A 23490-nucleotide genomic window follows, 5' to 3' on the forward strand; every position below is an offset into this window, starting at 1 on the left:
TATCCAAATAAAGGAGAGAATATGAAGCTTGGGAAAATGCTAAGTATGGCTGCAGCTGTCTCAATGGTTGCCGGATCGCTCTATGCCGGTACATCGAAGATGGATTTCGCAAAAGTGTACGAAAAAGAGTGCCAGGGATGTCATGGACCGATTCACCAAGGTGGCGTCGGCTCCGACCTTCGGCCAAAAGCGCTTAAAAAGAAGAATGCGCAGATGCTCGCCGAAACCATTTTGAACGGACGACCGGGTACGGCGATGCCTGAATGGAAGCATCTGTTCAGCAAAGACGATGCCGCTGGCATGGTCGATTGGTTGATGAACTGGAAGAATACGGTGGAACTTCGCCTCAGTCTCGATGAGGTGAAAAAAACCTGGAAGAAGCTTGCGGATCGAAAACAGCTTCTGAAAAAATATCCGCATGCGACGGATGTCAAGAGTGTCATGAATATTGTCTTCGCGACCGAGCGTGACGCATCGCTCGTCGATTTCATCGACGGTACGAACGGAAAAGTCCTCTCACGCCACAAAGCCGGCTTCGCGGTTCATGTTACGGTGACCAACAAGCGGATGCCGCGTTATGCATACTCCATCAGCCGCTCAGGCCGATTGACGATGTTCGATCTGGCAGCGCCGGGCCAGCCCGCCCTTGCAAGTGTCCAGGTAGGACAGGAGTCACGCGGTCTGGCAGTCTCTCCAGACGGTAAATATGTGATGGCGGGCAACTACAACCCCGGTGGAGCAGTCCTCTGTGACGCATTGACGCTCGAGCCGCTCAAAGTTTATCAGACGGCTGGCGTCATCGATCCGGACGGTAACATCGTCGCGAGTCGTGTCGCATCGATCGCCGATACACCGTATGGCCCTTATTTCGCATTCGCATTGAAAGATGGCGGCCATGTTTACATCGTCGATTACAGCAAACCCGACTTTCCGATTGTCGGTGATGTTCCGAACATCGGTAAAATTCTTCACGATGCATTCCTGAACGAAGGAAAAGAGATCGGCCGATACTACATGATTGCATCTCAGGGAAGCGATGTCATCGGTATCGTCGATTTCAAAACCAAAAAACTGGCAGCGAAGGTCTATACCGGTCCGGGAACGAAACCGCACCCGGGACAGGGAAGTTCGTGGTATAACAAAGACTACGGCCAACTCAATGCAACTGTCAGTATGAATGTTGGTAATGTCGTTATCTGGGATATGAACTGGGATGTCGTCGCCAACGTTCCGACAGCGGGCGGTGGACTCTTTGTCGGTACGAGCAAAGACACTCCCTATCTGTGGGCAGACTGTGTGCTCGGATCACCCGAAAACTACAACAAAGTGTATCTGATCAACAAAGAGACACTCGAAACCGACCGAATCATCGAAGTCGGCAAGAAAAAGGGTAGACTGATCGATGCGCATACAGGAAAAATTCTCCAGACCTGGGATGCGACACAGTACCAGACGGTCAAAGGGAAAGAGGTCGATTCCAAGCTTTCAAACGAAAAACTTCTTACCTATACGGCCAAGAAAGGCAAGAAGGTCAAAAAACCCGTACAGCCTCGTCTGCTTCATGCAGAGCCTGCAAACCATGGCAAATGGACATTCATTTCCGAGTGGACAACCGGACGTATCGGTATCTATGATGCCAAAACAGGTAAGTTCATCAAGTATATCTACAACTTGACGACACCTACCTTTACTTACTCTGTCGAACATCGTCAGCATATTCCTGGCGCATAAGACAGACCACACTCTCTCCCTTTTTGGGAGAGAGACTCTACACCATATCCCTGCATAAAGGGTCTATCATGAAAAATGTATCTATTTTGATTCTTCTTGCTGTTACACTTTTCTCTGCAGAGTATCTAACGAACAAATCGTGCAACGAGTGTCATCCCGATATTTATGACGAGTATCAGTCATCCTATCACTCGAAAACTTACTTCAATGATGAATTGCATAGAAAAGTGGCGCAGAAAGTACCGGTCTATGATTGTGGCCGCTGCCACATGCCCGCGGCGAAGAATCTTTCGGATATGGAGGCGGGAAAGACAACACCGAATCCTATTCACAAAGAGCAGAAGGATGCTATCTCCTGTTTTTATTGCCATCAGATAGCCTATGTCAAGAAGTCGCACAAATTTAACATCAATACGCTTGCGCGTCAGGCGGCGGGCTACAAACCGACACTCTACGGCTCTCTCGACAATCCTGATGATAGTGACAAGCATGGAATGGTCAAAAGTCCTATCTATGACAAATATGCCTGCATGGGATGTCATTCGCATAAGCGCAACGCGCAAGGGGTACTTATATTCAAAGCGATGGATGAAAACCAGGACAGTAAAGGGTGTATCAAATGTCATATGCCCTATATCGAGGGTCCTGTCGAAAAGATGAACAAACGTTCCAGAACAGAGCATAGAAGCCACTTTTTTGCTGGAATACACGATGCGGAGATGCGAACGAAGAGTGTGGATATCACGATCAGACCAGAAGGCAACACCATTCATGTGGTCATTGAAAACAAGATGGAACATCCGCTCATTGTGCAGGCTGCTCGGATGAAATATCTGAAGCTCAAAGTGATACGTGACGGAAAAGTGATTTGGGAAAATTTCAAAACAGATCCGATGGAGGACAAGCAGGCAACGTTCGTAACGGAGTTCGCCGATGAGCATGGAAAGCGCGTCGCGATTCCATATTTTGCGAAAAAACGTGGATTTGTGAACAATTTGGGTGCAAAAGAGAAAAAAGAGTTCGTTTATAAGGTTCCTTCACTGCACAAAAATGATAGAATTGTGGCCGAAATGTATGTCATACTGGCAAAACCGAGTTGTGCAGCCGTTTTGGACCTCGAGGACAAAACGCTGACAGAGCCGATATTGATGAAAAAAGTCGAAACGATTGTAAAATGAGGATGCTGTGAAAAAGATAATGGTTACCGTTGTTTTGACTGCACTTGCAGTGATGGCTGACAACGGAGATGGAGAAAAACTTTTCAAAACGTACTGCTGGGGATGTCATCACCAGACGGCCGAAGCGTTCGGCCCGTCGTTCAAAACGATTGCCTCGAAACGCGACAAGGGCCAGATCATTGCAATGATCGCCGATCCTGAGGGAACTTTCAAGTCGCTTGGATACAAGCGAAATTCGATGCCATCGTTCGGTGATTTGAAACCGGAAGAGATGCAGGCGTTAGCCGATTATATTATGAAATTCAAGGATGCCAAATGAACCTGTTGAAAAAATCTATTCTCGTTGCGGGCCTGTTCGCACTTTCGGCACTTTCGGCGGATCTGCCGAAAGACCCTGCGCTTATCTTACCGAAATCGAAAGACAAACTTTTTGTCGTCGAGCGTGAAAATTCAGCCCTTGCCGTCATCGAGAACAATATGTTTACCAACGAAATCAAGGATATGCACAACTTCAACCATGCCGTCGTGAAGTTTCGCGACAATGACGGGTATGTGATAACCCGTGACGGGTATGTGGTCAAGTTCGATCCGATCCGGGAGAAGAAACTCAAAGAGTACAAAACCAGTGAGAGCGCCATTGGATTTATCGTCGGCGACAACTATGTCGCAGTGGCAAACTACGACAACAAAACCGTTGAAATTCTCGACCGTGATCTGAACCATCTGCAGACGATCGAAACCGGAAGCAGAAACGTCGGCATCAAAGAGTATGGCGACTATCTTGTCTTCGCCTGTATGGACAGTGATGAACTCTGGGTCATGAAGGATGAGATGCCCACCGGTAAAACGCCGAAATTCAGACTCTACAAAAAGATCGAGCACGCCGGTGAAGTCCCGTTCGACGCGATGATCGACAAAAACCTCTATGTCGTCGGCTTCTTCAACTCCAAAAATGTCGGCGTATTGGACCTGGACACGATGAATTACCGGAAAGTGCCGCTGAAAATGGGCAAAAAGGAGCGCATACTCAAGGTGCCGCATTTCGGTTTTTGGAGTATCAGCGGCGACTACTTCTTCATTCCGGCCGTCGGAAACAGAAAAGTCTTTGTCTTCGATCACGGTTTCAATTTCGTCAAAGCGATCGAAGTGGAAGGCAATCCCGTCTTTACGGCACTGAGCCCGAATAAAAAGTGGCTTGCCGTCACTTTCAGCGGAAAGAAATTTCCGGTGGTACAGATCGTCGATGCGAAAAGGCTCGAAGTGGTTCGCCGTCTCGAGTTTCCGGGTATGATTCTGCATGTACGCTGGTCGCCGAATCATCCCTATCTCTACTTTTCGGTCAATGATAAAAATATGGTCCAAGCCTACAAGACAACCGATCCCGATCCGAAAAAGTGGTGGCTGAACCTCGAGTGGCAGATCCCAAAACCTTCCGGCATCTTCGTCTTCGAGAAAAAAGAGAGCCACTGATGTTTCGTCTCTCCAATCTCATCAAATCGGTGACAAGCGGCAAAAAAGAGCGGGTCCTGGATGGCAGCATCGTTATCTGGAACTTTACCAACCGCTGCAACCTCGCATGTCACCACTGCTACAGCTACGCCGATCCCAATTCGGAAGATTTTCTGAGTACCGAATTCATTTTGGGCTCCATCCCGGAGTTGAAAAAAGCCGGCATCAAATTTGTCATTTTCAGCGGGGGTGAACCACTGATTCGCCGTGACATTTTCCAGATCGCCGAAGCGATGCGGGAAGCGGGTATCGTTACCTACCTTTCGACCAACGGCCTTTACGTGAGTGAAAAGAATGTCGACAGAATTATCGAAACGTTCAACTATATCGGTATCAGTATCGACGGGATCGAAGAGGTTCACGACAAGTTCCGTGGCCTCGAAGGCGCGTACCGCAAGAGTCTCGATGCGATTGCGTTGATTCAAAAACACGGCGGCAACGCCGGTATCCGCTTTACGATCACGAACGAGACGAAAGAGAGTTTCTACCCTATCTTCGAACTCGCCGAAAATATCGGTGTCGACAAGATTTACATCTCCCATCTGGTCTACAGCGGCCGCGGGCTGGACAATCTCAAGATCGACATCTCCAAGGCCGAGCGCCGTGAGTTCGTCGAGTTTATCATCGACAAAGCCTTCGAGTATATCGAGGAGGGAAAAGATATCGACATCGTCACAGGCAATATGGAGATGGATGCGATTGTGTTTCTGGAAAAGTTTGGCGAAAAGTATCCGGATCTCAAAGAGGAGATGGCACGGCGCCTTGGAAACTGGGGCGGAAACAGTGCCGGACGAAAGCTCGGCAACATCGACTGGATGGGGCGTGTCAAACCCGATCCGTTCTTTCCTTTCTATATCGGCAATATGACCGAGCGGCCTTTCAGCGAGATATGGCTGGATGAGAGCAACGAGATGCTGACGAAACTGCGTGAGCATCCGAGAAAACTGGAAGGGTATTGCAAGGATTGCGGTGTCATCGATATCTGCAACGGCGGATCGCGAAGCCGTGCCTACGCGATTCACGGGGATTTGTGGGCGGAGGACCCGTCCTGTTATTTAAATGAAGATGAAAGAAGAGGATTGTAACTTATGGGCAAAGTCTATCTGACCGGCGCCGGACCGGGCGATATCGATCTTTTGACGGTGAAGGCGCTGCGTGTAGTGCGTGAGGCCGATGTGATTATCTACGACCGTCTCGCAAACCCCGATATTCTGAAAGAGGCGAAGGATGGCTGTGAATTTGTCTATGTCGGCAAGGCGGACGGCCGTCATACGCTGCCGCAGGATCAGATCAACGAAGTGATCTACCAAAACGCACTCAAATACGACAATGTCGTCCGGCTCAAGGGAGGCGACCCGCTGGTTTTCGGACGAGGGGGCGAGGAGGCGAAATACCTCAAAGAACGCGGCATCGCTTTCGAATTCATTCCAGGCGTCACTTCGGCCATATCCGTGCCGGCGTATGCGGGCATTCCCGTAACACACCGGGGGGTCGCCGTTTCGTTCAAAGTCGTCACGGGTCACGAAGCGCCCAATAAAGAGCATTCGCAAGTCGACTGGGAGTCGATGAAAGCGGATGAGACGATCGTTTTTTTGATGGGGCTGCACAACCTTGGAAACATCGCCAAAAACCTCATACGTATCGGCCGTTCCGAAGATACGCCGTGTGCCGTGATCAGCAAAGGAACGACGCCCGAGCAGAAGAGTGTCACAGGTACGCTGGCCGACATTCATGCGAAAGTCAAAGCCGCAGGTATCAAAACACCGGCACTTATCGTTGTCGGGAAAGTGGTGGAACTCAAAAAAGATCTGGAGTGGATCAACGAAAAGGATTGATAAAAGTCAATGATTTTTTCGTCAGATGGAGATATCATGAAACATGAGAACCCATCTGATCATTCTGCTAATCACAACGCTCGTTTTCACCCTCTACTTCAATATCGGATTTTTGATTCCCAAGCCTAGCGAAACATTCGATCTGCCGGTTGATGAATCGCTTCGCAAAGAGGCTTTGCATCGGGGGCTTTCGCCGGTGCCGTCATCCTGGGATAGAGCGCTTCAGGTTGTGGACGACTCCGACAACCCTCTATCGTCAAAAAAGATCGCATTGGGGCATCGCCTCTTTTTCGACCCGGTTCTATCTAAAGACCGGACGCTCAGTTGTGCCAGCTGTCACATTCTTGAAGCCGGCGGCGACGACAATCGGCCGACGGCGATCGGTTACCACAACCAGCCCAATCCGAAACATCTCAATTCGCCAACGGTTTTGAATGCGGCATTGGCGAAACGGCAGTTTTGGGATGGCAGGAGTCCGAGTGTGGAAGATCAGGCCAAAGGGCCGATCCAGGCACCGTTCGAGATGGCGATGTCACCTAAGAAGGTGGTCGAGCGATTGAAAAGGCGGGACGATTATGTCGAAGCCTTTGCAAATGTGTTTCCAAAAAAGGGGATAACGTTCGACACGGTAACCAAAGCGATCGGTGCTTTCGAGCGGACACTGCTGACACGCGGGGCGTTTGACCTCTTTTTGGAGGGGGATGACGATGCCATCTCGGATGAGGCGAAAGCGGGTCTCTATCTTTTTATGCGTATCGGATGCAAGGGGTGTCATACGGGAATGAGCGTAGGTGGACAGAGCCTTCAGCACTTTCCGCTCAGGCGCTACAATTCGATTCTCGCACCAGAATCACGCTTCGTCAACGGTGCACGTTATTTTGCCGGTTTCAGCTGGCAGAAACCTCGCGGTGACGCAGCCTTCCCTTTTTCGGATATCGGTGAATTTCACGGCAGGAACGGCCAATTTGTTTTTCGTGTGCCGATACTGCGTAATGTGACACGTACCGCCCCCTATTTTCATAACGGATCGATTGAAACGATCGAAGAGGCGGTTCGGATCATGGCCAGACACCAGCTTGGTTTGACGTTGACAAACGATCAGATCGATCAGATCGTAGCCTTTCTCAAAACGTTAGAAGGCAAACCGGTCGATTATGTGGTTCGATGATGCAAAGAACCTTGGCGACGTTGCTGCTGACGATACAACTTTTCGCTGATACGATTCAATGGATGGGATCGTTCGACAAGGCGTTGGTTCTTGCCCAGCAAAGCGGAAAACCGATGCTGGTTGTGCTTGTTACGCGTGAGTGTGGGGCATGCAGAGAACTTTTCGCTACAACATTCCGCGACAAAGATGTCGTCGATCTCGTCAACGAAAAAACCATTGCGGTCATCGTGACCGAAGAGAATGAAGATTATCCGATCGAATTGCTCTATACACTGGTGTATCCGACGCTCTTTCTACTTTCTCCACAAGAGGTTTTTTTGAAAGAACCGCTCAGAGGAACAGTCGATGCCTCACTGTTGAAAGAAAAATTTCTGAATGAATGAGCGTTGGTTGGGAGTGAGTTCCATCGAATCGACCGGGGTACCGCTGTCGTCGAGAATGACGAGTCTGTTGCCCTCTATCTTCAGGTGTGTTTTTCCCCATTTTTTGAGGTAGTCGTCGTAGGCGAGGAAGACTTTCGCATTGTCGAGTTTCAGCTTTTCACCACTTCTTTTGTCGATGAGATCGAGCCCTCCGATGGTTTTGGTTATTTCGTAGGGGAAGTAGGGTGCGAGTTTTTCAATGACCTGTGCATCTTTTTTTTCCGGCATATTGACGATCAGTGCGGAGATACTCAAAAATGCGAAAACGAACATCAGAAAGTAGACGATTTTTTTGTTGAACATGGTTATTGGCCTTTTTTAAAGAGGTTGTCGATGTAGATTCTGGCTTTTTCATCGAGAAGTTTCATCCGCTCTTTTCCTTTCGGAAGGGAGGCGCGCAGCTGCTTCATCTCTTCCAGGAAGTCTGCGACAGAGTCGGGAATGACCGTTTCGATGGCCCGGCGCAGGTATTTTGCGACGGAGGGAGAGATGCCCGATGTGGAGAAGGCGACGGTTAGCGCCCCCTTTTTGGTATAGGAGGGGAAGATGAAGTCGCAGTAGTCGACCGAGTCGACACTGTTACAGAGTGTGTGGCGCATCTGGCATGCATCGTATATCTCTTTTTGCAACGAAAGATCGTCGACGGCGACGATGACGACGAAATATCCTTCGATATCTTCAGGCCGATAGGGGCGTTGGTGGAGCGTCAATCCGTTCGTCTCGGCCATGGTTCGGACGGTATCGGATATTTCGGGAGCGATAACGGTGATCTCTTTCGTGAAATCGAGCAGTTTTTCGAGTTTTTCACCGGCGATATTGCCGCCGCCAACCAGAAGAATCTTTTTGCCATCGAGTTTGATAAAAGCCGGAAAATACGCCATGAAGTGCCTCGGTTCAAGATAGCGTAATCTTATCATACTCCACTTGAAATTGCCTTTGATGCGCATCAAGGAAAGTGTAAAGATGAAATCTCTATAATGGGTAAAAAAAATCGGGGATCATCAGGATGGAAAAAGAGTTTTTAACAGTGATACAGAAGAGCTTTCCGATCTCCAAGCGTCCATTTGCGGATTTGGCACGTGAGCTTGGAAGCAACGAGGAAGAGATTTTAAAGCTTTACAAGAGGTTGAAGGAAGAGAAGGTGATCCGGCAGACTTCCGCGATTTTCGATACGAAGTCGCTGGGATACAAATCGTCGCTTGTCGCATTCAAGGTAGACGAGATCGAAAAAGCGGCCGGGATCATCAACGCGCATCCGGGTGTGAGCCACAACTATGAGCGCAACAACCCCTACAATCTCTGGTTTACGATCGCCGTGGCACCGGATTCGAAACTCGGTTTGGAGAGAACGGTGAAGCTTCTGGCCGAAAAGGCGGATGCGGAGGAGTTCATCGTTCTGCCGACGAAAAAGATGTTCAAAATCTCCGTGCAGCTTGATGTCAAAGGCGACCGAGCGAAAAAAGAGACCGTCAAACGTGCGAAAAAAGAGCCGATGACGCTCGAGCCGATCCATTTCGAAATGATCAAAGGGCTTCAAAAAGATATCGAACCTGTCGCCGAACCTTTCGCGCCGATCGTCGATACTCTTGGGATCGACTACGAAACGCTCGCCACGGAGGCGGAGCGGATGAAAAAGGCGGGGTTGATGCGCCGGTTCGCCGCGATTCTCTACCACAGAAAAGCCGGGTTTACCGCCAATGCGATGGTGGTCTGGAAAGTTCCCGAAGAGCGTGCGGAAGAGATCGGCGAGACGGTTGCGGCCTACAGTGCGGTCAGCCATTGCTATCTTCGTCCCGTCTACCCCAACTGGCCCTATCCACTCTTTTCGATGGTGCATGGCAAGTCCAAAGAGGAGGTCGAAGCGATCGTCGGAGAGATGGCGAACGAGATCGGTGTCGAAGAGTATGATTATCTCTACTCCACACGCGAGTTCAAAAAGGTGCGGATCAACTACTTTTCGCCGGCGTTTGAACAATGGGAGGAGCGGTACGCTTGAGCATGTTCAAGCAGTACAAAGAGGCGATCGAGAGTTCCAATATCGTCTCGAAAACCGATATCAACGGCATCATCACCTTCGTCAACGACGAATTCTGCAAAATTTCCGGCTACAGTCGCGATGAATTGATCGGCCAGAACCATAACATCGTCCGTCATCCGGATGTGCCGAAGGAGAAGTTCAAACGGCTTTGGGATACGATTCTTGCCAAAAAAACCTATCGAGCGACTGTCAAGAACCGTGCGAAAGACGGCAGTACCTTCTATGTCAACACGACGATCATTCCGATACTCGACGAGAACGATCTCATCGAAGAGTTTATCGCGATCCGGTACGATGTGACGAAAGAGGTGGAGCTGAAGATGGCACTGGAGAAGAAAGAGCGCGAATTGGAGATGCTCAACCAGACGCTCGAAGAGCGGGTTAGGCTGCAGACGAGAAAACTCTACGAACTCAACAAACACCTCGAAGAGCGGGTGCGTGAAGAGGTACAGAAGAACGAAGAGAAGCAGAAGATGCTCTTTTTGCAGTCACGCATGGCGAGTCTGGGACAGATGATGGCCAACATCGCACATCAGTGGCGACAGCCGCTGACGGAACTGGCACTGGCGCTCTTCAATCTCAAAAAAGCTGCTCACAGGCAGGAAGTGGATCAGGTCGACGCGATCTACAGTGATGCCAAATCGATGATCCAGAATATGTCGCAGACGATCGAAGATTTCATCAACTTTTTCAAACCCGACAAGCCCAAAGCGCCCTTTGCACCTGCCGAAAGTCTGGAGGAGGCACTGCAAATTCTGGGGAAAACGCTTGAGAAGGAGTATATATCGATCGAAAAATCGGTGGACACGTCACTCAGGGTGGTCGGTGTGAGTAACGAACTGTCGCAGGTACTCATCAATCTGCTGCAGAATGCGAAAGATGCATTCAAGCAGCAGGCGTATGAGGAGAAATCGATCCGAATCGCCATGAAACGATCGGATGATAGTGTGCTCATCGAGGTCGAGGACAGTGCAGGAGGGATCGAAAATGGCGTGATCGATCGTATTTTCGAACCCTACTTCACGACAAAACATGCGGCAAAGGGTACGGGATTGGGTCTGTTTATGTCGAAGATGATCATCGAAAAGAGTTTCGGCGGGACTATCGAGGTGGGAAACGGTGAGAAAGGCGCCCGCTTTACGATTAAACTTCCACTGGAACATCCAAGCGAGAGAGAGGTCGAGTGATGCCGTGCAGTTCGAAACTGGCTCGTCTGAAGGTACTGCTTGTCGAGGATGAGAAGCGTCTGGCACAGCTGCTGAAAGAGGCGATCGGCGACTACTTCAAAAGTTTCGAGGTTGTACATGACGGTATCGAAGGGCTTGAGCGGTGTAGAAAAATGAAACCCGATGTCGTTATTACCGATATAACGATGCCGAAAATGACGGGTCTGGAGCTTGCATCGACAATCAAAAAGGAGAGTCCGGAGATCCCCATCGTCATTCTCAGTGCCTACAGCGACAAAGAGAAGCTGCTGGGTGCGATCGATGTGGGCGTCGTGAAATATTTCATCAAGCCGTTCGATCCGGAAGAGCTTCTGGACTATATGTGTACACTTTCGGAGAGGATCAAAAAAGAGAGCCTCGTGAAGTTGAAAGCACCATTCGCCTATGATCTGCAGAGCGAGCAGTTGTTCAAAAAAGGGGTGCTTGTCCATCTGAGCAAACGCGAAAGCCGCTTTATCGCACAGCTTCTGCACAGTCCGAACCACTATCTTTCCAACGAAGCGATCAAGACGGTTCTTTGGGAAGGAGAGAGTGTCAGTGATGAACGTCTGCGCACTTTTATACGACGTGTCCGGAAAAAAAGCGACAAGGCGTTGATCGAAAACGTTTCCGGACAGGGGTATGTTTTAAAGATGATGGATGATGGATGATGCGTTAGAAACTGTTCTTAACGCCAGATGATTGGCAGTGTGTCGTCGAGTTTGGAGACGTCGAACGCTTGAGAGGGTTCATCGATATCTCCGATGTTGTTGGATGTTTTGATGAATTTCTGGAGGTAGTAGGGGCGCTCGTAGCCTCTGCTTTTGAGCTCTTCGATCATCATGTTGATATCTTCTGGTTGGAGAAGATCGGCATGGACGGTTGTCCTGACTTCGAAATCGAATCTCTTTTCGATCAGGTAGTCGAGGGTATCGGCGAATCTGTCGAAGCGGCTCGAACCTGTGATGTAGCCGAATTTTCCATTTCTCGCTTTGAAATCGAGTGCTATATAGTCGACGAGACCCTCTTCCACAAGCTCTTTGACACGGACGGGATTGAGCCCATTGGTGTCGAGTTTGATCATGTATCCCATCGCTTTGATCTCTCGACAGAGCGGTGCGAGATCGTTGAGTGTCGGCTCTCCGCCACTCAGCACGACGCCGTCGAGCAGTCCCGTCCGCTTCTTTAAAAAAGCGACAAGGTCCTCCAACGTATATTCACCCGATTTCGAAAAGACGATATCGCTGTTGTAGCAGTAGATGCAACGCATGTTGCATCCGCAAAACCATGCGATCGCCGCCAGTTTGCCCGGGTAGTCGAGATGGGTGAACGGCGTGATGTCGTAGATCGGTTTATCGCTCAACGAACTGCTTCCTCTGGCGGTGTTCGCCTTTCTTGCCGATGTTGAAGCTCTCTACAGGCCGATGATAGCCCATCACTCTGGTATACACAGTGCATTTGGTCCGTTTCGATTCGAGTTTTTTGAGTGTTTCATTTCGATCCATGATTGTCCTCCTTGGTTTTTTGGTCAAGATGCTTTTTCATCATTGTTTTTATTCTTATCTTCCATTTCATCATAGGTCAACAGCAGCTCCTCGTCACACTTTGGACAGTATTCGTGTTCGCCAGGAATGTAGCCGTGTTTCGGACAGACCGAAAAGAGCGGTGTAATGGTGATGTAGGGGAGCCTGAAGTTTGTAATCACCTTTTTGACGAGGTTTCGGCACGTCTCGGCCGAGCTGATGCGCTCTCTCATGTAGAGGTGCAGCACCGTCCCGCCGGTATATTTGCACTGCAGCGTATCTTGCAGCTCGAGCGCTTCGAACGGATCTTCGGTCCAATCGACCGGGATCTGCGAGGAGTTGGTGTAGTAGATGTTCTCTCCTTCGCCGGCTTGGATGATGCCCGGGTACCGTTTTCTGTCCTCTTTGGCGAAGCGGTAGGTCGTTCCCTCGGCCGGTGTCGCTTCGAGATTGTAGAGGTTGCCGCTCTCCTCCTGGTAGGCTTTGAGTTTCTCGCGCATGAAGTCGAGGATTTCGATGGCGAACTGTTGGCCGCTCTCGGTGGCGATATGGTCGGTATCGCCGGTGAAGTTTCGGATCATCTCGTTCATGCCGTTGACGCCGATCGTGGAGAAGTGGTTGTTGAAACCGGGCAGGTAGCGCTTCGTGTAGGGGAAAAGCCCCCGGTCGTAGAGCTCCTGAATGAATTTTCTTTTCTTCTCCAGTGTCGAGGCGGCCATATCCATCAACTCCTCCAGACGGGCAAGAAGCGCACTTTTATCACCTTTATGGACAAAACCGAGGCGTGCCATGTTGATCGTCACGACCCCGATGCTGCCGGTCATCTCGGCACTTCCGAAGAGCCCGCCGCCGCGTTTGAGGAGTTCGCGAAGATCGAGTTGTAGCCGGCAACACATGCTGCGGACATGCCCCGGCTTGTACGCCTCTTCATTGGGAACGAGGTTGCCGTTTTCATCCCGGACATACTGGCTTCCGATGAAATTCTGGAAGTAGGAGGAGCCGATCTTGGCCGTATTCTCGAAAAGGATATCGGTGTTTTCGCCGTACCAGTCGAAATCTTCGGTGATGTTGACGGTCGGGATCGGAAAGGTGAAGGGCTGGCCCGTACTGTCGCCTTCGGTCATCACCTCGTAGTAGGCGCGGTTGATGAGATTCATCTCTTTCTGGAAATGTTTGTAGCGCAGTTCTTCCAGTTTCGATACAGAGGGATCTCTTTGTTTCACGATGCGGATCAGCTCGTTGTCTTCGAGCCCTGTGAAGAGATGGCGCTGGGCACGTGTCGGCATCTGCTCTTTCAGATCTTCGGGCACGGTCCAGTCAATCGTGATATTGGTAAAAGGGGATTGACCCCAGCGTGCCGGAACGTTGAGGTTGTAGACAAAGCTTCGGATCGCCTTTTTGATCTCTACGTAGTCGAGTTTGTCTTTGAATACATAAGGAGCCAGGTATGTGTCGAACGAGCTGAAGGCTTGTGCACCGGCCCATTCGCTCTGCAGGATACCAAGGAAATTGGCCATCTGTCCGAGTGCTTCTCTGAAGTGGTTGGGCGGGCGGCTCTCGACACGTCCCCTGACGCCGTTGAATCCTTCGTCCAACAAAACACGCAGGCTCCATCCCGCACAGTAGCCGCTGAGACAGTCGAGGTCGTGGATATGGTAGTCTCCGTTTCGGTGGGCATATCCTTCGGCTTTGGAGTAGACCTTGTCGAGCCAGTAGTTGGCGATCACTTTCCCGGCTGTGTTGTTGATGAGTCCGGCGTGTGAGTAACCGGTGTTGGAGTTGGCGTTGATGCGCCAGTCGCTTTTGCCGATATACTCTTCGATCGTTTCGGTGGAGTTGACAAAGGTCGTGTCTTCGGTCAGGCCGTAGATATGTTCGCGCTGCATTTTGTGCGTGTGGCGGTAGATCATGAATGCGCGCATCACTTCGAAGTAGCGTGCTTTGAAGAGTTCCTGCTCGATCATATCCTGAATGTCTTCGACGGCGGCGATCCGTTTGCTTTCAAGCCGTTCGAGAACATTGAAAAAGATCGTATTGTCGTACTGTGTGTTTTGGCTTTTGAAAGCCGCTTTGATGGCGTCTTCGATTTTGTATGGAGCGAAAGGTTCTTTGGAGCCGTCACGTTTGAGTATCTCTTTGAGTATCATGTTTTCTTCTTTATCTGATTTGCCTGAAAATATCTCCTCTCTTCACGAACGGGTTCGTGAAGAAATTCCTCTCACTGAAGCTTTGTCTCTCGGAAAGAGATGAAACGCTCACGATTTTCATCTGCTCTTGTGTTTTCGATGAAAGTCATGAACGTTTTGTTAGACATAAACTGAAGAGCAGGGCCCGAAGCCCGGGGAGAGAAGGCTCCGGATCCTGCTCTTCGATGCAAGCTGTTGGAGTAGGTACCGAATCATTTTTCGGTCACTGAAATGATAGAACGATTCGACTTGCCAAGCCATAAAAAAACTTCTCACGAAAATGTCACTAAATCCCATTGTTTGGGTATTCAGTGACGTTTTTGTGACATCGGTTGACATGTGTCAACATTTTAAAAAGAGTTTTTTTGTAAAATTATTTTACGCCAAATGAAAGGATCGTCAATGGATTGGATTCTTGTCTCTTTTCTCGCACTCACTGCGGCGCTGATGGGTAAAATATTTTTGATGTTCAAATAGGAGTCTCGATGGAAATTTCAAACTATATGCGTGATGAGCACCGTATGTGTGACGAAGCGTTCGCCAAAGCGGAGCAGGCGGCGAGCAGTGGTGATTTTACAGAAGCTTTCAGACATTTCGAGGAGTTCATGGTCGATACCCTCAAACATTTTGACAAAGAAGAGGAGATTCTCTTCCCGACTTTCGAAGAGGTCACCGGAAGCTCCGAGGGACCGACACAGGTCATGCGCTATGAGCACAACCAGGTCAGAGGGCTTCTCGAACAGCTCAAAGATGCGATCGACAAAGAGGACAGGGAGCGTTTCTTCTCCGTCGCGGATACACTGATGATTCTGCTTCAGCAGCACAATATGAAAGAGGAACAGATGCTCTATGCGATGTGCGACCGTGTACTCGCTTCACAGGCGCACGAAGTTGTCGAAAAGATGAAAACACACTGATGCATCCCATGCTTGAACTGGATGTCCGCGGCCTCAACCACCCCGAACCCCTGGAACGATCGGTCGAGATGTTTAAACGGATGGGACCGAAGGATCTTTTCCGGCTCGTTATCCATCGGATGCCACAGCCTCTGCTGATGATTGCGCAGAGGCATGGTATTCGGTATCGGGTTTGCCAGGTTTCCGAGGCGGAGTGGCATATTTGGTTTACCCGGGATGAAAATCTCGATCTGACAGCATGCTGCAGCGGAGAGAAAGATGTTTAATCAGGGGCTTTCGCTCGATCAGGCGCCGCCCTTCGGTGTCATTCTACGCTTCTTTCTCACGGTGCCTTTCTTCGGGATTCTCACGGCACTGGCACTTTTGAGTGCCGACCCGACGACACTCGGAGTCTGGGATGCTCCCGAAACGGTGGCCGTCGTCCATCTGTTGTTGGTTGGCGTCGTTGGAATGGCAATGGTCGGAGCACTTTTTCAGATGCTTCCCGTCATTGCGGGTGCCTCTATAAAAGCGCCGATGTATCATGCCCGGTGGATTCACGCTTTTATGGGACTTGGGACTTTGATGCTCGCCGGCGGTTTCTTTTTCGGAGAACCTTTCCTCCTGCATCCAGCCCTGGCATTGCTTCTTGGATCGCTCGGTTTTGTCGTTTTTCTGATGTTCTCCAAGCTGCTGCGTGTCGAAAACAAGACACCTTCCGTCGTCGGGATGATCGCTGCGATCACTGGCCTTGGGTTTGGAGTCTTCTTTGCGGCGCTCGTGACGCTTACCTTCATGGGGATCGATATCGGGCTGCTGCCCGGCGACTTGCGGACGATCCATATGCACTTCATGCTCTTTGGATGGATCGCCACGCTCATCATGGCTGTGGCATTTCAGGTGATCGAAATGTTCTACGTCACACCTCCGTATCCCAAAGCGGTACGCAAATGGTTTCCCATGGCGATGCTCGCGGTTCTGGTTCTGCAGGTACCTTTCTATCTGGTGTCCGGAGGTGTCGTCATCGCACTGGATGCCGTTGCCGGGCTTTTGCTATTTGTGTTTGCGCTGGTGACGCTGAAGCGTCTGACGCAGCGAAAACGTCCCGTCGCCGATGCCACGGTATGGCTCTGGCGTACGGGGCTCGCTTCGCTTTTGTTGGCCGTCGTGCTGGCTTTTATCGGTGTGGCGACGAAACAACTTCCGCTTTTCGATGCGGCGGCGCTGCTGTTTGGGTACTTCGTCATCAGCATCATCTTTGCGATGAGCTACAAGATAATCCCGTTTCTGGTATGGTTCCATCTCAATGCGAAGGGGGTGATGGAGTGTCCGACGATGGGCGATATCATCCCTGCAAAAAGATCCAGGTGGCATCTTTGGATACACTGGGCACTGGCGGCGACGTTTTTACCGGCGTTCTTCATGCCGTTGTTGTGGAAGGTAACGGCACTGATTTTCCTTGCCGAGTCCATCCTCTTCGGTGCCAATCTCATCGCTGCCGCCAAAATCTACAACAATCTGAAAGACAAAGGAATTTTATGAACTACCCCGCTTTTTTCGACGAGGTCGAACCGATCGATACGATTGACCCGCTTGCAGATATTCTGGGTGCTGTGGAAAACGGACGAATCACCTATAACTACATCGACATGGTCAAACTGGCAGGCCACTCCTGTCCCACCGTTGCAGGTGCCTGGCTTCTTAGCAGGATCGGCCTCGAAAAACTTTATGGTGAAGATCTGCCCGTTCGCGGGAATGTCAAAGTGGAGCTTCGCGGTGCGCTGGACGAGGGTGTCGAAGGTGTCATCGGCAGCTGTATCGGCCTCATTACGGGTGCGGCGAACGAAGGAGGATTCAAAGGGCTTGGCGGCAGGATGGGGCGCAACAACCGGCTTTTTTACGGTGTGGAGATGGAGGGCGAAGTTCGCCTGACGCGTCTGGACAATGGTGTAAGCGTGGAAATGAGCTACAACCCTTCCATCGTACCCGGCAATCCCGAACAGCAGGTTTTGATGCAGAAAATCATGCAGGGAGTTGCCACGCCGGACGAGAAGAAGCGTTTTGGCGAGCTTTGGCAGGAGAGGGTGGAAAAAATTCTGCTACAAGAGGAGTTGTGGCCGAAAATGGTTACGCTCTATTAACCGATGCTGTGCGGTTCATCGAGGTAGTATCCTTGGCAATAATCGACTCCCAGGGATACGACCATATCGTAAACCGCTTTTGAGTGGACAAATTCTGCAATGGTTTCGATGTCGAGTTTCTTGGCGAATTCGACAATCGCTTCCACGACGATACGGCTGTTTTTATCAGAATCGATATTTTTGATCAGCGATCCGTCGATCTTGATGTAGTCGACATCGAGTTCGAGCATGTAGGCGAAGTTGGAGTAACCAGTTCCGAAATCGTCGATGGCGATGCGGCATCCCAATGATTTCGCCGCCTTGATGAAACGATGCATCGTGTCGAAATTTTCAATACCTTCCGATTCGAGGATTTCAAAAATCACCCGACCGGCCACCTCGAAGTGTTCAAGTGCATCGAAAATAAAGTTGTACGTCGTAGTGTCGGCAATGTCGTCGATCGAGAGATTGATCGAGAATTCATCCTCTCTTTGTGAAAAAAATGCGAAACTTTTCTCGATCATGATGCGCGTCAAATTTGGGTAAAGTTTCGAAGTTTTGGCGATTTCAAGGAAAGCGCCGGGGGATGTCACGCTGCCGTTTGGTTCGATCATCCGGATAAGGCATTCGTATTTGTCGTGTGTGTTGCCGCCATTTCGTTCGATCTTTTGTACATATGGGACGATACGCTCTTCGGTAATGGCCTTTTTCAGTTTTTCGGTATAGGTGATATTGTGTTCGATCCTGGATTTGATCGATGCGATATTCTTGATTACCAGGTAATCCCTTTTCTCCTCTTTCGCTCTTTTTAGCGCCATATCCGAAAATGCTACCATCTCTTCGGGCTTCAGTTTCTCTGTACCCTCTACACGCTTCCAGTCCACCATTCCGATCGTCACTTCGATATTTATGGCAAATCCGTTGATTTCGTATGATGATTGGGTCAGCAATGCATGAAGCTCATGTGCAAACTGTGAGGTTTTCAGCTCCTGCGAGCGCTCTTCGTTTCCGAGAATCACAAATTCGTCGGCATAGGTATGAAATAGGGCAAATTCGTCAGGAAGCAGATGTTCCCTGAGACGTTCGGTCACTTTCAGCAGCAGTGCATCGCCCATTTCATATCCATAAAAGTCATTGATCTGTGCAAAATGGTCGATATCGACAAGCACGATGACGGGTGAAGATAGGGACCGGAGCATTTTGAGCAGCTTCATGCGGTTGGGAAGACCGGTCAACGTATCGGTATAGATACGGTGAATCGCCATCTCTTTCTGCTCCATGATCTCCGTAATATCATGGGATGCGCAGACAAATTCGCAGATTTTCCCCTTTTCATCAAGTATCGGTACGATGGTCGATTCTACATAGCATACGGTGCCGCTCTTTTTCTTGTTTTTAAAGATACCGTGCCAGATTTTTTTGTCCAAAATCCGTTCCCACACCTGTTTGTAGATTTCGCTTGACGTTTCGGGGTCTTTAATGATGTCATAGGTATGCCCTATGGCTTCTTGTGGTGAAAATCCGTAGAGTTCGACGAAATGGCTGTTGACATGGGTGATCGTCCCTTTCGCATCTGTCCGGGAGACGATCGAACTCGCATCGAGTGCTCTTCGATAGCTTTTTAAAAAGGCGATCTTTTCCCTGATTTCGTTTAGCATTCGCCGGAACGTTTTCGCCACTGTCGAGAGCTCGTCCTTCGTCTCCCAGCGGCCGATTTCGATGTCGAAATTTCCCTGCTTGATCGCTTCGGCTACGGCGAGAAGTTTACCAAGTGCCCTCATGAACGAGCTATAAAAGGATGTGGCGAAATAGATCGGTATAATCAATGCCAGGGCGAAGATGGCTATGCTTGCCGTCATGGTACGATGGACCTGCGCCAACTGTGCATCGTAGTTCCAGTCGAGCTGTTGCGTCATCGCATCATCCATTTTCGATCCCTCCTCAATCACTTCGGTCGCTTGGAGAAAGTAGTTTTTTGGATCGATTTCGACACGACCGGATGAATGGATGATCGTTTTATCGAAGAGTGCTTCGAATGTTTCGATCTTCTTTTCGAGGGACGCAAGATATTTTTTCACCAGTTCGCATGCCTGGTCTCCGTCGGAACATAGGCTGTAGAGGTTGTGATGGATTCGTTTTCGTTCGTTCTCAAGCCCGTTTTTCAGTGCGGATGCGTAGATGCGACCCTCTTCTCCGATCTCTTCATACGATGCAGCACTTATACCCAACCCTCTTTGCAGGGCAATGATTTCATTCAGTCTGGGTAGATGGGTCTGAATGATTTTGACAAGATGGTGGTTGGATTGTTTGTATGTTTGTTTAAGTGTGCGAATACCGCCGGTTCTCTCTTTTTCGTAGAGGAGGGTGCCGATCAGCTGGCTGTAGCGTTGGAAGATTTCCTGGGGTGTTCGCTCGTTCCACTCTTTTGTGATCGTGCGGTATTGTTCCTGCAGTTTCGTAAAAACGGCTCTTTTTTCTTTTTCTTCCGAAAGGAGCGGTTTGAAATCTTTTTCGATCAGGTTTGTCATGATATTCGCTTTTGTTTCGAACGATTGGTCGCCGGATAGAAAAAAAGCGTTGGCATAGCCACGTTGAAGTGAGATATCGTGGAAAAGAGCGTTGATATTTCGATTTTCTTGCAACATCTGTTTGAGATGGAGAAGAGCGTTTTCCCGATCGTTCAGATATCGGTAGGAGATGATGATGAGAATCAGATAGGGGAGAAAGAAAAATATAACCGCCAGCCCAAGTTTTTTGGGATAGCTGAGCATATTCATGATATAGATGCCTGGAACAAGAAGGCGACGCATAAAGTATTTCCTTGATGGAATAATCAATTATCTACTATCATAGAATACTCTTCCCTCACTTTGAGATTAATTAATATTGTTTATAAAGAAATTTTTATTTTTTTATATAGGTTAAAAATGTTTTTCCGTTTGTCTCCCGTGCATAGACTTCGTATCCCTGTTCTTTGAAGGTGTCGATGAGGGGGGATGGGAGAAAGTCGCTTTCTATCAAAAGTATTTCACCGCTTCCAAGATTTTTCAGTTCTCTGCTCACTTCCGCAAGCGGATTTTTCTCTTCATCGAGGAGTTTGTTGGCGTCGACGACGATTTTTGGTTCTTTTTGAATCCATGCAGGTGCTTCCTCTTCCTTGCTCTCTTCGATATCCGTTTCGTTCAGCGGAGGCTGGCCAACCTCTTTGCGCAGTCTGTTGACAAGATCGAGCGTTTCGTAACCGCCGATTTTCGCGACCTGTGTGAGTGTCGCTATTTTCGCGACGGTACGGCGTAGAATGGGGTTTTTCAGTTTTTTGTATTTGGGATTGAGTTGCATCAGGAACGCTTCGAGTTGCGGGTAGGCGTTCAGTAGATCATTGATTTTCGTTTTCGGTGTGATTTCTACCATTTTGTTTTCTCTTTTCCGTTTTACACGATGTGTTTTCACAATAACTCTTTTTGAGTATGAACCAGACGTAAAAATCTTTCAACACCAGAACCAGCGACCAGATCCATAAGATATCGAGAACGATATTGTGCGGATAGTCCAAGCCGTAGTACATGGCCGGAAGTCCCAGAAGGATCGGCCATTTGGCGTAGTAGAAGAAAAGGATTCCGGCGCCGTAGAGGTGGCGCAGTTCGTGCATCCACTCCTCTTTCGTCTCTTTGTTCACTTTACAGGGCACCCAACGCTTTTTTGACGTTGTCGTCCGCCATCGAGATATTCCAAGCCGGCTCCCAGACCACTTCGACTTCGACTTCGCCGACGCCGGGAATCTCTTTGACGGCATCTTTGACCCACTGTGTCAGCATCTGATGCAGCGGGCAGCCGCGGGTGGAGAGAGTCATGACTACTTTGACATTGTTGTCATCGTCGATAATGGCATCGTAGATGAGTCCCATTTCGACAAGGTTGAAACCCACTTCCGGATCGATGACCTTTCGAATCGCATCGAAAACCTGCTCTTTTGTAATTTTTTCACTCATAATTTTCTCCGTTGTTCTATTGTTTATAAGGAAGCGGAGCTTCCGTGCTGTCGGCTATTTTTTACCGAAATTCATCATCCAGACGACACTCTGGACAAGAAAGATCGCGCCGATGGCGATAAATGTCGCGCCGGCCTTGAACATCGTATCGCTGCTAAAAAGCAGTCCAAATCCTGCAATCGTCACGCCTGCGGCGGAAAACCAGAATTCGTACTCCGCCTCTTTTTTCGGATACATCTCTGCGAGCATCGGGACACGCTCTTTTCCGACGAGCGGACTGTAGCGTTCGAACCAGACCAGAAACGGAATGATTTTGTAGAGGTGTCCATTGATCAGGAATGTAAAGAATCCCATCACCAGAAACCAGACGGCAGCAAGGCCGACGTTTTCGGGGCCACCCATGACCGCGACAAAACCGAGCGGCAGCGAGAGTGCGAGCGAGCCATAACCGAAGAGCATAGATTTGAACCAGATGTCGTACTCTTTTCTGGCGCGTGTTTTGTAGATGAGCCAGATCTGGTAGAGATAGAGCCCCATCGCTCCAATCATCGTCAACATTGCCAAGAAGCGGAAATCTTTGGAGTCAAAAAGTGTCGCGATCAGATAGAAGAGGACGCCGCCCACCATGATTTTGAAACTGAGGTTGATCGGCTTTTCGTCGAAGCCGTGTGAAAGTCCGAACATTGGCAGCAGTATCAGGCTCATCCCCATAATCGTAAGCGTTACGTAGCCGCCCAGGACCAGAACGATATGTGCATTCAGCCATTTACTGATGTCGACACCGACACCTGCCCCGATACCGAGTGCCATCGCGAATCCGACCAGAATTCCCAAAAGAAGGAATCCGTTGGTGACGGCGACGGTTTTGACCGTAAGTGAAACGTGCTCGACCTTACGGAGTGTCATGATCGTATCGGCGAGAAAGATGAGCATCGAAATGAGGACCATCATCCCTCCGTAGGGCAGCATTCCCGGTGCAAGCCAGAATCCAAGCACCATCAGAATGGTACCAATCCCAAGAAGTGGCCAGATGACATAGTAGAAATCGACGCTGAAATGGCCCACTTCGAGTACGACCGGAACGAGCTGGGCCATCGCCCCGAAGATGATCATCATAACGAAACCGAGCAAAAAGAGATGTGCCCAACCGACGACACTGATGTCGAAGTGGCTCGCATCGGCCCCGAACATCGGCAAAAGAAATGAAGCGATCAGATAGAAGATAGAGCCGATCACGAAAAATGGTGCGATCAGCGAGAAGGGAGGAGCAAACTCCCTCGAGACGTTAAACATGCCTTCCCCCTATATTTTTTATGTCAGCCGTGGCAGGCCGCGTCGTTGAGATTGGCGTTTTCGCTGGCACCTTCTCGGTAGCTGAAAATGAGTTTGACTCGGCCATCTTCGAGCGTTTCATCCTGGATGTCGAAGTTTTGGCCGATCTTGTCGAGAAGGCCCATCGGTTTTTTGTGGTTGATCATGACAAGTTTCTTGTCCGGACCGTCGATTAGTTTGAGTCCGCTCATTGCGTTGACCATCGGTTCCGGCGGCCCGCAACGGGATGTATCGAATTGGTAGTAGGTAATGCCGTCCTTCGTATATTTGTAAAAATCTACGGTGGCACCCGGAACCTCGATTTTTTCTGCATCTGGCGGTAAAATTTCCATTTTCTCCCCTTTCTTCGTCAGTTTTG

The 23490-nt window shown here is 49.6% G+C and carries 26 protein-coding genes; 15 read left to right on the top strand and 11 right to left on the bottom strand.

What is annotated here, in order from left to right; translation table 11 throughout:
- Nucleotides 1-21 precede the first annotated feature (21 nt).
- The 8 genes from QUD54_RS09995 (at nt 22) to QUD54_RS10030 (ending at nt 7804) form a co-directional block, all read left to right on the top strand.
- Entirely contained in the window at nt 22-1731 is a 1710-nt protein-coding gene (locus tag QUD54_RS09995) for a nitrite reductase (protein ID WP_286336589.1), read from the top strand.
- Nucleotides 1732-1799: 68 nt separating this feature from the next.
- Nucleotides 1800-2909, top strand: a complete 1110-nt coding sequence (locus tag QUD54_RS10000; RefSeq protein ID WP_286336590.1) for a multiheme c-type cytochrome — start codon at nt 1800-1802, stop codon at nt 2907-2909.
- 7 nt (nt 2910-2916) lie between these two features.
- Nucleotides 2917-3228 (top strand): c-type cytochrome, encoded by a 312-nt coding sequence (locus tag QUD54_RS10005; protein ID WP_286336591.1) that lies wholly within the window; start codon nt 2917-2919, stop codon nt 3226-3228.
- Nucleotides 3225-4379 carry a cytochrome D1 domain-containing protein gene (locus QUD54_RS10010; RefSeq protein ID WP_286336592.1) on the top strand — a complete coding sequence of 385 codons (1155 nt, stop codon included), beginning with the start codon at nt 3225-3227 and terminating at the stop codon, nt 4377-4379. Before QUD54_RS10005 ends, QUD54_RS10010 begins: the two co-directional genes overlap by 4 nt.
- Entirely contained in the window at nt 4379-5503 is a 1125-nt protein-coding gene (locus tag QUD54_RS10015; protein WP_286336593.1) for a radical SAM/SPASM domain-containing protein, read from the top strand. Before QUD54_RS10010 ends, QUD54_RS10015 begins: the two co-directional genes overlap by 1 nt.
- Nucleotides 5504-5506: 3 nt before the next feature.
- Nucleotides 5507-6253 carry a uroporphyrinogen-III C-methyltransferase gene (gene cobA, locus QUD54_RS10020; protein ID WP_286336594.1) on the top strand — a complete coding sequence of 249 codons (747 nt, stop codon included), beginning with the start codon at nt 5507-5509 and terminating at the stop codon, nt 6251-6253.
- A 43-nt stretch (nt 6254-6296) separates the two neighbouring features.
- Complete coding sequence (locus QUD54_RS10025; protein ID WP_286336595.1) at nt 6297-7421, top strand: cytochrome-c peroxidase; 1125 nt, start codon at nt 6297-6299, stop codon at nt 7419-7421.
- Nucleotides 7418-7804 (top strand): thioredoxin family protein, encoded by a 387-nt coding sequence (locus QUD54_RS10030; RefSeq protein WP_286336596.1) that lies wholly within the window; start codon nt 7418-7420, stop codon nt 7802-7804. The genes QUD54_RS10025 and QUD54_RS10030 overlap by 4 nt, the downstream gene beginning before the upstream one ends.
- On the opposite strand, the gene QUD54_RS10035 is transcribed toward QUD54_RS10030, so the two are convergent.
- Both QUD54_RS10035 and QUD54_RS10040 read right to left on the bottom strand, forming a co-directional pair.
- On the bottom strand, nt 7772-8146 hold the full coding sequence (locus tag QUD54_RS10035; RefSeq protein WP_286336597.1) for a hypothetical protein: 375 nt from the start codon (nt 8144-8146) through the stop codon (nt 7772-7774). The two genes, QUD54_RS10030 and QUD54_RS10035, sit on opposite strands and share 33 nt — an antisense overlap.
- A gap of 2 nt (nt 8147-8148) precedes the next feature.
- Entirely contained in the window at nt 8149-8724 is a 576-nt protein-coding gene (locus tag QUD54_RS10040) for a precorrin-2 dehydrogenase/sirohydrochlorin ferrochelatase family protein (protein ID WP_286336598.1), read from the bottom strand.
- 125 nt (nt 8725-8849) lie between these two features.
- On the opposite strand from QUD54_RS10040, the gene ahbA reads away from it, so the two are divergent.
- Genes ahbA through QUD54_RS10055 form a run of 3 tightly spaced genes read left to right on the top strand, consistent with a single transcriptional unit; the run spans nt 8850 to nt 11757 of the window.
- Nucleotides 8850-9839: a siroheme decarboxylase subunit alpha gene (gene ahbA, locus QUD54_RS10045; protein ID WP_286336599.1), complete on the top strand. Its 990-nt coding sequence runs from the start codon at nt 8850-8852 to the stop codon at nt 9837-9839.
- A gap of 2 nt (nt 9840-9841) precedes the next feature.
- Nucleotides 9842-11068 carry a PAS domain-containing sensor histidine kinase gene (locus tag QUD54_RS10050; protein WP_286338042.1) on the top strand — a complete coding sequence of 409 codons (1227 nt, stop codon included), beginning with the start codon at nt 9842-9844 and terminating at the stop codon, nt 11066-11068.
- Nucleotides 11068-11757, top strand: a complete 690-nt coding sequence (locus QUD54_RS10055; protein ID WP_286336600.1) for a response regulator transcription factor — start codon at nt 11068-11070, stop codon at nt 11755-11757. The genes QUD54_RS10050 and QUD54_RS10055 overlap by 1 nt, the downstream gene beginning before the upstream one ends.
- Nucleotides 11758-11774: 17 nt before the next feature.
- Here the strand turns inward: QUD54_RS10055 and QUD54_RS10060 are convergent, their stop codons facing one another.
- From QUD54_RS10060 to QUD54_RS10070, 3 genes are read right to left on the bottom strand one after another with little or no spacing between them, the layout of a single operon-like run.
- A complete protein-coding gene (locus QUD54_RS10060; protein ID WP_286336601.1) occupies nt 11775-12449 on the bottom strand; it encodes an anaerobic ribonucleoside-triphosphate reductase activating protein in 675 nt (224 codons plus the stop codon).
- Nucleotides 12439-12591 (bottom strand): anaerobic ribonucleoside-triphosphate reductase, encoded by a 153-nt coding sequence (nrdD, locus tag QUD54_RS10065; RefSeq protein ID WP_286336602.1) that lies wholly within the window; start codon nt 12589-12591, stop codon nt 12439-12441. The genes QUD54_RS10060 and nrdD overlap by 11 nt, the downstream gene beginning before the upstream one ends.
- Before the next feature lie 23 nt (nt 12592-12614).
- Nucleotides 12615-14753, bottom strand: a complete 2139-nt coding sequence (locus tag QUD54_RS10070) for a ribonucleoside triphosphate reductase (RefSeq protein WP_286338043.1) — start codon at nt 14751-14753, stop codon at nt 12615-12617.
- 527 nt (nt 14754-15280) lie between these two features.
- Between QUD54_RS10070 and QUD54_RS10075 the strand changes: the two genes are divergently transcribed.
- The 4 genes from QUD54_RS10075 to QUD54_RS10090 are packed head-to-tail and all read left to right on the top strand — an operon-like array spanning nt 15281 to nt 17832.
- On the top strand, nt 15281-15712 hold the full coding sequence (locus QUD54_RS10075) for a hemerythrin domain-containing protein (RefSeq protein ID WP_286336603.1): 432 nt from the start codon (nt 15281-15283) through the stop codon (nt 15710-15712).
- On the top strand, nt 15712-15978 hold the full coding sequence (locus QUD54_RS10080) for a DUF2249 domain-containing protein (protein WP_286336604.1): 267 nt from the start codon (nt 15712-15714) through the stop codon (nt 15976-15978). The genes QUD54_RS10075 and QUD54_RS10080 overlap by 1 nt, the downstream gene beginning before the upstream one ends.
- Nucleotides 15971-17233: a hypothetical protein gene (locus QUD54_RS10085; RefSeq protein WP_286336605.1), complete on the top strand. Its 1263-nt coding sequence runs from the start codon at nt 15971-15973 to the stop codon at nt 17231-17233. Before QUD54_RS10080 ends, QUD54_RS10085 begins: the two co-directional genes overlap by 8 nt.
- A complete protein-coding gene (locus QUD54_RS10090) occupies nt 17230-17832 on the top strand; it encodes an FmdE family protein (protein WP_286336606.1) in 603 nt (200 codons plus the stop codon). Before QUD54_RS10085 ends, QUD54_RS10090 begins: the two co-directional genes overlap by 4 nt.
- Here QUD54_RS10090 and QUD54_RS10095 read toward each other — a convergent pair.
- The 6 genes from QUD54_RS10095 to QUD54_RS10120 form a co-directional block, all read right to left on the bottom strand.
- Entirely contained in the window at nt 17829-20621 is a 2793-nt protein-coding gene (locus tag QUD54_RS10095; RefSeq protein WP_286336607.1) for an EAL domain-containing protein, read from the bottom strand. The two genes, QUD54_RS10090 and QUD54_RS10095, sit on opposite strands and share 4 nt — an antisense overlap.
- A 94-nt stretch (nt 20622-20715) precedes the next feature.
- Nucleotides 20716-21222, bottom strand: coding sequence for a DUF1858 domain-containing protein (locus QUD54_RS10100; protein WP_286336608.1), 507 nt, complete (start codon nt 21220-21222; stop codon nt 20716-20718).
- On the bottom strand, nt 21188-21499 hold the full coding sequence (locus tag QUD54_RS10105) for a hypothetical protein (RefSeq protein ID WP_286336609.1): 312 nt from the start codon (nt 21497-21499) through the stop codon (nt 21188-21190). Before QUD54_RS10105 ends, QUD54_RS10100 begins: the two co-directional genes overlap by 35 nt.
- Nucleotides 21489-21800, bottom strand: a complete 312-nt coding sequence (locus QUD54_RS10110) for a metal-sulfur cluster assembly factor (protein ID WP_286336610.1) — start codon at nt 21798-21800, stop codon at nt 21489-21491. The genes QUD54_RS10105 and QUD54_RS10110 overlap by 11 nt, the downstream gene beginning before the upstream one ends.
- A 54-nt stretch (nt 21801-21854) precedes the next feature.
- Complete coding sequence (locus QUD54_RS10115) at nt 21855-23093, bottom strand: heme-copper oxidase family protein (RefSeq protein WP_286336611.1); 1239 nt, start codon at nt 23091-23093, stop codon at nt 21855-21857.
- 23 nt (nt 23094-23116) lie between these two features.
- Nucleotides 23117-23464: a hypothetical protein gene (locus QUD54_RS10120; protein ID WP_286336612.1), complete on the bottom strand. Its 348-nt coding sequence runs from the start codon at nt 23462-23464 to the stop codon at nt 23117-23119.
- Nucleotides 23465-23490: the final 26 nt, after the last annotated feature.

Origin of the sequence: Hydrogenimonas cancrithermarum, assembly GCF_030296055.1 — a bacterium.
GTDB lineage: Bacteria > Campylobacterota > Campylobacteria > Campylobacterales > Hydrogenimonadaceae > Hydrogenimonas > Hydrogenimonas cancrithermarum.

Bases quoted from the DNA above. Each gene is read 5' to 3' on its own strand.
- QUD54_RS09995 (WP_286336589.1), top strand. From the start codon at position 22: ATGAAGCTTGGGAAAATGCTAAGTATGGCTGCAGCTGTCTCAATGGTT.
- QUD54_RS10000 (WP_286336590.1), top strand. From the start codon at position 1,800: ATGAAAAATGTATCTATTTTGATTCTTCTTGCTGTTACACTTTTCTCT.
- QUD54_RS10010 (WP_286336592.1), top strand. From the start codon at position 3,225: ATGAACCTGTTGAAAAAATCTATTCTCGTTGCGGGCCTGTTCGCACTT.
- QUD54_RS10015 (WP_286336593.1), top strand. From the start codon at position 4,379: ATGTTTCGTCTCTCCAATCTCATCAAATCGGTGACAAGCGGCAAAAAA.
- cobA (WP_286336594.1), top strand. From the start codon at position 5,507: ATGGGCAAAGTCTATCTGACCGGCGCCGGACCGGGCGATATCGATCTT.
- QUD54_RS10025 (WP_286336595.1), top strand. From the start codon at position 6,297: ATGAGAACCCATCTGATCATTCTGCTAATCACAACGCTCGTTTTCACC.
- QUD54_RS10030 (WP_286336596.1), top strand. From the start codon at position 7,418: ATGATGCAAAGAACCTTGGCGACGTTGCTGCTGACGATACAACTTTTC.
- QUD54_RS10035 (WP_286336597.1), bottom strand. From the start codon at position 8,146: ATGTTCAACAAAAAAATCGTCTACTTTCTGATGTTCGTTTTCGCATTT.
- QUD54_RS10040 (WP_286336598.1), bottom strand. From the start codon at position 8,724: ATGGCGTATTTTCCGGCTTTTATCAAACTCGATGGCAAAAAGATTCTT.
- ahbA (WP_286336599.1), top strand. From the start codon at position 8,850: ATGGAAAAAGAGTTTTTAACAGTGATACAGAAGAGCTTTCCGATCTCC.
- QUD54_RS10050 (WP_286338042.1), top strand. From the start codon at position 9,842: ATGTTCAAGCAGTACAAAGAGGCGATCGAGAGTTCCAATATCGTCTCG.
- QUD54_RS10055 (WP_286336600.1), top strand. From the start codon at position 11,068: ATGCCGTGCAGTTCGAAACTGGCTCGTCTGAAGGTACTGCTTGTCGAG.
- nrdD (WP_286336602.1), bottom strand. From the start codon at position 12,591: ATGGATCGAAATGAAACACTCAAAAAACTCGAATCGAAACGGACCAAA.
- QUD54_RS10075 (WP_286336603.1), top strand. From the start codon at position 15,281: ATGGAAATTTCAAACTATATGCGTGATGAGCACCGTATGTGTGACGAA.
- QUD54_RS10080 (WP_286336604.1), top strand. From the start codon at position 15,712: ATGCATCCCATGCTTGAACTGGATGTCCGCGGCCTCAACCACCCCGAA.
- QUD54_RS10085 (WP_286336605.1), top strand. From the start codon at position 15,971: ATGTTTAATCAGGGGCTTTCGCTCGATCAGGCGCCGCCCTTCGGTGTC.
- QUD54_RS10090 (WP_286336606.1), top strand. From the start codon at position 17,230: ATGAACTACCCCGCTTTTTTCGACGAGGTCGAACCGATCGATACGATT.
- QUD54_RS10095 (WP_286336607.1), bottom strand. From the start codon at position 20,621: ATGCGTCGCCTTCTTGTTCCAGGCATCTATATCATGAATATGCTCAGC.
- QUD54_RS10100 (WP_286336608.1), bottom strand. From the start codon at position 21,222: ATGGTAGAAATCACACCGAAAACGAAAATCAATGATCTACTGAACGCC.
- QUD54_RS10110 (WP_286336610.1), bottom strand. From the start codon at position 21,800: ATGAGTGAAAAAATTACAAAAGAGCAGGTTTTCGATGCGATTCGAAAG.
- QUD54_RS10115 (WP_286336611.1), bottom strand. From the start codon at position 23,093: ATGTTTAACGTCTCGAGGGAGTTTGCTCCTCCCTTCTCGCTGATCGCA.
- QUD54_RS10120 (WP_286336612.1), bottom strand. From the start codon at position 23,464: ATGGAAATTTTACCGCCAGATGCAGAAAAAATCGAGGTTCCGGGTGCC.